We start from the raw sequence: 2,407 nt of genomic DNA, 5'->3' as shown, positions 1-2,407 counted from the left end.
GCGCTGCAGCAGCCGGTACGCAATCCACGGTTCTCGCCGGACGGTTCGGTCATCGCCTGGACAGCAGTTCAGGGCGGTGCGCCCGAGGTGGTGGCCGCTAACACTGACGGCGGTGATTTCCGGCGCCTCACTTACTGGGGCCACCAGAGCACCAAGGTCAAGGGATTCACCGCTGGTGGTGACGTCATTGCAACCTCGGCATTCCGTCACGAGGACCCACGCCACGCCTGGGCGTACCGGGTGCCGTTGGACGGCTCGGGCCAAACGGTATTTCCCTACGGACCGCTTGAAGCGATTGTGCATGGAGAGGCACTCGGCGATGAGCGGCCGGTGGTCATTGCAAGCGTCATGACCCGGGAACAGGCGTGGTGGAAGCGCTACCGGGGCGGCACAGCGGGCAAACTGTGGCTCGACTCAGACGGCTCAGGCGATTTTAGCCGCTTCCTTCCCGAGCTGGACGGGAACCTGACCGATCCCATGTGGGTTGGCGGACGCCTCGCATTCCTCTCCGACCATGAGGGATACGGCAACCTGTACTCCGTGACCGCCGACGGGGACGATCTGCAGCGCCATACCGACCATGAAGAGTTCTATGTACGGCACGCGGCCACGGATGGTTCGCGCGTGGTGTTTGAATCCGCCGGCACCCTCTGGCTGTTGGATTCGCTCGACGCTGCGCCGGTTGCCTTGGAGATTTCACTCGGCTCGGCCTCCACCGCGCGGCGGCCGCAGGCGCTCAATGTTGCCAAGCACCTGGCCTCGGCGGTGCCTTTGATTGATGGAAGCGCGAGCGTGGTGGAAAGCCATGGCACGCTGCACCTCCTGACCCACAAGGATGGACCGTCGCGGGTTGTGGAGGCCACAGCTGGTGTCCGTGCGCGCCTCGGGCGGCCCGTCGGGCGCGACAGCGTGGCCTATATTGCCGATCACGACGGCGAGGAGGCGCTCTACATCCGTCGGTTGTTCGGCACGGACACACTTCCGGAAGCGGGTGCCCAGCCGGACGCGACGGCTTCGGGAGAGACTTCCGGAGGATCGGACCTGCCCGCGCCCGTCCCGGCGGGACCGCCGTCCGAGGAGGTCCCGGACCAGGCGGAACCGGCTGCGCCGGTCGATGGTGATGGTCCCGAAGCCACAGTCCTGTCGGCACAGGACAGCGCGCATCAATCGGGCCTTGTCCGCGTGGGCTTCGACGGTCCGTTCCGGGCAAGTAACCTGTGCGTCAGCCCCAGCGGCGAAACGATTGCCATTGCCGGGGAGATGGGACAGATCCTTATCCACGCGGTGGGAACAGGATCGCTTTTTGAGCTTTCCTCGACTCCGCACGGGGCCATTGACCACCTTGACTTCTCTCCGGATTCGAAATGGTTGACGTGGGCTGAACCCGTGACCGGCGAAGGTGCGCGCACCCGGATTCGGCTCGCCCAAGTGTCCAAAGGCGCCGACATCCACGACGTGACTGATGGTCGGTTCCGTGACCATGCGCCGTCGTTCACGCGGGATTGCCGCTTTCTCGCCTTCCTGTCCGACCGCAGTTTTGACCCGGTGTACGACACCCACCGTTTTGACCTCAGTTTCCCGGTATCCACCAAGCCTTTCCTCGTGGCGCTTGCCGCGGAAACCCCGTCGCCCTTTGGCCCGGCAGTCCATGACGGCTCCGAGCCCACAGGCAACGGCGATGGCGCGGACGAGGCACCCGCTGTGATTGTGGATGGAGAGCGGCTGGCCGAACGCATCATCACGGTGCCGGTTGCACAGGGCGGCTACAGCGGGCTGCGTGCGGTGAAGGACGCATTGCTGTGGACATCCGTTGACAGCTTCGGAGTCACCGGCGACGGCAGGGCAACCACCGACGCCAAGGATCCGGCGAGTCGGCTGGAACGGTTCGATCTCGCCGGCCGCACGGTTGACGTGCTGGTGCAGGAAGTGGATTCCTTCACCATCAGCTCAGACGGCTCTTCCGCCGTCGTCATTCACGGCGGGAAGATGACCGCCGTCCCCACCAAGGGAAAAGTTGAGGCGGATTCCCAGGAGCGGGTGGAAGTTGAGCTGAACCGGATCCGGGTGCTGCTCGATCCACCGAGCGTGTGGCGCCAGGCATTCGACGAAGCCTGGCGGCTGCAGCGTGACTTCTTCTGGGCTGAGGACATGGGCGGCCTGGACTGGAAGGCCATCCACGCGCGCTACCTCCCGTTGGTGGGGCGCATCGCCTCCCACGACGATCTCGTGGATGTGCTTTGGGAACTGCACGGCGAGCTGGGCACCTCCCACGCGTATGTGACGCCGGCGCTGGCCAGCGAAACGGGAAGCGGCCCTCAGGGATTCCTTGGCGCTGAACTCGAACCCACCGACCGCGGCTGGTCAATCCGCCGCATCTTCGACGGTGAATCGTCCGATCCGCAGGCGG

Annotated in this window: 1 protein-coding gene; it reads left to right on the top strand. The window is 65.2% G+C overall.

Going from position 1 to position 2,407, the window contains the following annotated elements; genetic code table 11:
* A partial coding sequence (locus tag Y708_RS22820) for a S41 family peptidase (RefSeq protein ID WP_035775284.1) occupies positions 1–2,407 on the top strand: 2,407 nt, incomplete at both ends.

The organism is Arthrobacter sp. H5 (assembly GCF_000520595.1).
Classification (GTDB): Bacteria; Actinomycetota; Actinomycetes; order Actinomycetales; family Micrococcaceae; genus Arthrobacter_D.
The sequence above is the reverse complement of the archived record's forward strand: the minus strand, read 5'-3'. Positions and strand labels throughout refer to the sequence as shown.